5 protein-coding genes and 1 pseudogene are annotated in these 3,982 nt (G+C 64.0%); all 6 read right to left on the reverse strand.

Annotated features, from left to right (window positions below; translation table 11 throughout):
• A partial coding sequence (locus EN994_RS21125; RefSeq protein WP_206530443.1) for a lycopene cyclase family protein occupies positions 1-176 on the reverse strand: 176 nt, incomplete at its 3' end.
• 96 nt (positions 177-272) lie between these two features.
• On the reverse strand, positions 273-806 hold the full coding sequence (locus EN994_RS21130; RefSeq protein WP_063169016.1) for a DUF934 domain-containing protein: 534 nt from the start codon (positions 804-806) through the stop codon (positions 273-275).
• A gap of 173 nt (positions 807-979) precedes the next feature.
• Positions 980-1,744, reverse strand: coding sequence for a phosphoadenylyl-sulfate reductase (locus EN994_RS21135; protein ID WP_024502838.1), 765 nt, complete (start codon positions 1,742-1,744; stop codon positions 980-982).
• Positions 1,719-3,389 carry a nitrite/sulfite reductase gene (locus EN994_RS21140; protein ID WP_063169017.1) on the reverse strand — a complete coding sequence of 557 codons (1,671 nt, stop codon included), beginning with the start codon at positions 3,387-3,389 and terminating at the stop codon, positions 1,719-1,721. Before EN994_RS21140 ends, EN994_RS21135 begins: the two co-directional genes overlap by 26 nt.
• Positions 3,390-3,432: 43 nt before the next feature.
• Positions 3,433-3,726 (reverse strand): DUF2849 domain-containing protein, encoded by a 294-nt coding sequence (locus EN994_RS21145; RefSeq protein ID WP_013529562.1) that lies wholly within the window; start codon positions 3,724-3,726, stop codon positions 3,433-3,435.
• Positions 3,723-3,982 (reverse strand): annotated as a pseudogene (locus EN994_RS21150) (uroporphyrinogen-III C-methyltransferase); the annotation flags it as partial. The pseudogene EN994_RS21150 and the gene EN994_RS21145, both read right to left, overlap by 4 nt.

Below are 3,982 nucleotides of genomic sequence, written 5' to 3' on the forward strand. Positions count from 1 at the left end.
ATCCTGGGCCGGCCGGAAAGCATACCGATAATGCCAGCCGGAGCGCGGATCAGCATATCCCTGCCCTCGCCGCCAGCTTCGATCAGGCAGACCGTTTTCGAGGGGTCTTCCGAAAGCCGTGCGGCAAGCGCACAGCCGGCGGACCCAGCGCCGGCTATGACATAGTCGTAACGCATGAAGACCCTCCCCGATCATTCCGGATTTTCCATCCGGAAGCTCAAGAGAAGGCTTGAACAGGGGGCGTTGTAAAGACGCGCGGAATTACCGCAACGTCAGCCGCTGCGAACGCGCCGCCAGGAGTATTTCGGGCCTTTTGGTTCCGGCACGGCGGCTGGCTGGTAGTAGAGCCCCAATCCGCCGGTGCGGCCCTCCTCCAGGCGCTTCAACAGCACGGGGTTCGATATCTCGAACTCGTCGAAGCCCAGCCGCAGCATATGCGGCAGTTGGTCGACCAGCACCTGGCCGGTAGCGCGAACGGCACCTTCGAAATGGTAGCGGCCGCGCAGCAGCTCTCCCTTGGAGAAGGAGCGGCCGTCGCTGAAGGCCGGAAAGGCCAGCGCCACCAGCGACAGCTGGTCGAGCAGGTCGGCGACCTTCTCGAGCTGATCACCCGGCTGCAGCAGGACGCCGAGCCGTTCCTTGGCCGAGCGGCGCACCTCCGGATCGAGATCGAGGAAGACTTGCAACGGCAGGATGAAGCGGCCGTTGCCGGACAGCGCATCGGCGCTTTCGGCATGCGTCCACTCATCCTCCTGAAAACCCGCAGGGGTCCAGAGCCGGGTCTCCGGTGTCGTCGGTTCAGTCATCAAAAAGTTCCTAAACAGTCAAACGAAACCAAGGATGTGTTGAGATTCAGGTCAGGCTGCGCCGAAAATGGCGGCTTCCGAGAACCGGAGCGGAGCATACTTGAAGTACGTGAGCACCGGAAGCGCAGGAAGCCGCCGTTTGCAGGCCAGCCTTACCTGAATATCAGCATATCCTAAAGGGATGCGTCGGTCAGCGACTTCTCCAGCCCCGACAGGTGAATGCCGCACTCGGTCTTGGCATGACCGGCCCAGCGGCCGCTGCGCGCGTCCTCGCCCGGCTGCACCGGCTGCGTGCACGGGAAGCAGCCGATCGACAGATAGCCATAAGCGACCAGCGGATTTTCGCGCAGCGCATGCGCGCGCATATAGTCGGCCTGGTCCGATGTCGTCCAATGCGCCAGCGGATTGATGCGGATGCGCGGACCGACCGCCTCGAACACCGGCAGCGCTGCCCGCGTCGCGGCCTGAAAACGCTTGCGGCCAGTGAGCCAGGCACGAAATGGCGCGACACCGCGCGCCAGCGGCTCCACCTTGCGCACGTCGCAGCAGGCATCGGTATCGCTTTGGTGCAGATTGCCCGTCGGATCGATCCGTTCGAGTGCTGCTTCCTCGGGTTTGATCACCCTTATGTTGGTCAGCCCGAAATCGGCGGCGAGCGCATCGCGATAGCCGAGCGTCTCCTCGAAATGCTTGCCGGTGTCGAGGAAGATGACCGGCAGCGTCCGGTCGATCTTGGCGATCATGTGCAGCAGCACAGCCGAATCCGCGCCGAACGACGACACCGCCGCGATCTCGTCGAGGAACAGTTCGCGGGCCGAGCGTTCGATGATCTCGAGCGGCTTCAGATGACCATAGAGCGCGTCGAGCCCTGCCGCTTTGGCGGCGATGCCGTCATCGACGTCTCCAATACGGTCAAGCGGCCTTGGCTTCGCCAGCATAGAGCGCCTCCTTGAACGGCGCGGGACCGACTCGGCGGTAGGCGTCGATGAATTTCTCTTGTGGGTCGAGCCGAAGGCCGAGATAGGTCTCGACGATCTGTTCGATGGCGTCGGTGATCTCTTCCGAAGAGAAGCCGCGGCCGATGATCTCGCCGACCGAGGTGTTCTCGTCGGCCGAGCCGCCCAGCGTCACCTGATAGAGTTCGGAGCCCTTCTTCTCGACGCCGAGGATGCCGATGTGGCCGACATGGTGATGACCGCAGGCGTTGATGCAGCCGGAGATCTTCAGCTTCAGTTCGCCGATCTCGCGCTGCCGCTCAAGCGAGGCGAAGCGGCGCGAGATTTCCTGCGCGATTGGGATCGAGCGCGCCGTGGCCAGCGCGCAGTAGTCGAGGCCCGGGCAAGCGATGATGTCCGATATCAGGTTGGAATTGGCCGTCGCCAGGCCGATGCCGACCAGCGCATCATAGACCGCCTTGAGGTCGGCGCGGGCCACATGCGGCAGGATCAGGTTCTGCTCATGGCTGACACGCAGCTCGTCAAAGCCATATGTCTCGGCGATGCCGGCGATTGCGTCCATCTGGCTGTCCGAGGCGTCGCCAGGCACCTCGCCGATGCCCTTCAGCGAGATCGTCACAGCCGCATAATCGGGATGGCGGTGCGTCACGACATTCTGGTCGAGCCACTCCGAGAACCCCTTGGAATCGAGCCGCGCCAGCTTGACCGCCTGGTCGCCTTCCGGCCGCTCAGCGAGTGCCGGTGGCGCGAAATAGGCCTCGATGGCGCGGATATCGGCTTCCGGCAGCTTCAGCTGGGCGTCTTTCAACTCTTGCCACTCGGCCTCGATTTGGCGGGTGATCTCCTCGACCCCGGTCTCATGGACGAGGATCTTGATGCGCGCCTTGTACTTGTTGTCGCGGCGGCCATAGAGGTTGTAAACGCGCAGGATCGCCGTGCAGTAGGACAAAAGGTCGGCTTCCGGCAGGAAGTCGCGGATTTTGCGGGCAACCATTGGCGTGCGGCCCTGGCCGCCGCCGATATAGACGGCGAAACCGAGTTCGCCGGCGGCGTTCTTCCTCAGGTGCAGGCCGATGTCGTGGGTCTGGATGGCGGCGCGGTCGCGCTCGGCCCCCGTCACCGCGATCTTGAATTTGCGCGGCAGGAACGAGAATTCCGGATGCACCGATGACCACTGGCGCAGGATTTCCGCGTAGGGACGCGGATCGGCGACCTCGTCGGCGGCAGCGCCGGCGAAGTGGTCGGCGGTGACGTTGCGAATGCAATTGCCGCTGGTCTGGATGGCGTGCATCTCGACGCTTGCGAGATCGGCCAGGATCGCCGGAATGTCCGACAGCGCCGGCCAGTTGAACTGGATGTTCTGGCGCGTGGTGAAATGGCCGTAGCCCTTGTCGTATTTGCGGGCGATGTGGCCGAGCATGCGCAGCTGCTTGCCGTTCAGCGTGCCATAGGGCACCGCGATGCGCAGCATGTAGGCATGCAGCTGCAGATAGACGCCGTTCATCAGCCTCAATGGCCGGAACTGGTCCTCGGTGATCTCGCCGGCAAGACGGCGCTGCACCTGGTCGCTGAACTCGGCGACGCGGGCCTGGACAAAATCGTGGTCGAACTCATCGTAACGGTACATGCTTGGTCTTTCAGGGCGCGTCCGCCCATGCCTGGTGTCTTGGTTATGCTGCCCGCGCAGCCTGCTTGCCGAGATCGTTGCGGATGGTCGGGCCGGCGGCGCGGATCTTCTCGCGCAGCCGCACCGGTTGGACGACGCCGTTGACGACTTCGGCGTCGATCAAATTGACGTCGACCACTTCGTTGGCGGCATAGGCCTTGGCGCCGATCGCCTCGAGCCTGTCATCGGCTGCCTTGTCATGGGCGAGGTCGGCATGATCCACCGTCTCGGCCCAGCCGCCATCGGCGTACCAGACGGCGATGCCGTCGGTGAGGCGGTTGGCGGTCAGTATCTTCATTGCTGAACTCCTTCGGCGACCGAACTGGACGCGCCTTCATGCCTGTGTGCCGCCAGCGGCTCGGACCGTTCAAAGTTGGCGCCGGCGACCGCATCGCCGATGATGGTCATGACTGGGCCGGAAAGATCGGCGCGCGCTTCCAGCGACGGCAGGTCGGCAAGCGTGCCGTGGAAGCGCCGCCGGTTGGCGAGGCTGGCATTCTCGACCACGGCCACCGCAGTGTCCGGCGACAGGCCGGCCTCGATCAGCCGTCCGG

The sequence above is a fragment of the Mesorhizobium sp. M7A.F.Ca.CA.002.09.1.1 genome, from assembly GCF_003998555.1.
Lineage (GTDB): Bacteria > Pseudomonadota > Alphaproteobacteria > Rhizobiales > Rhizobiaceae > Mesorhizobium > Mesorhizobium ciceri.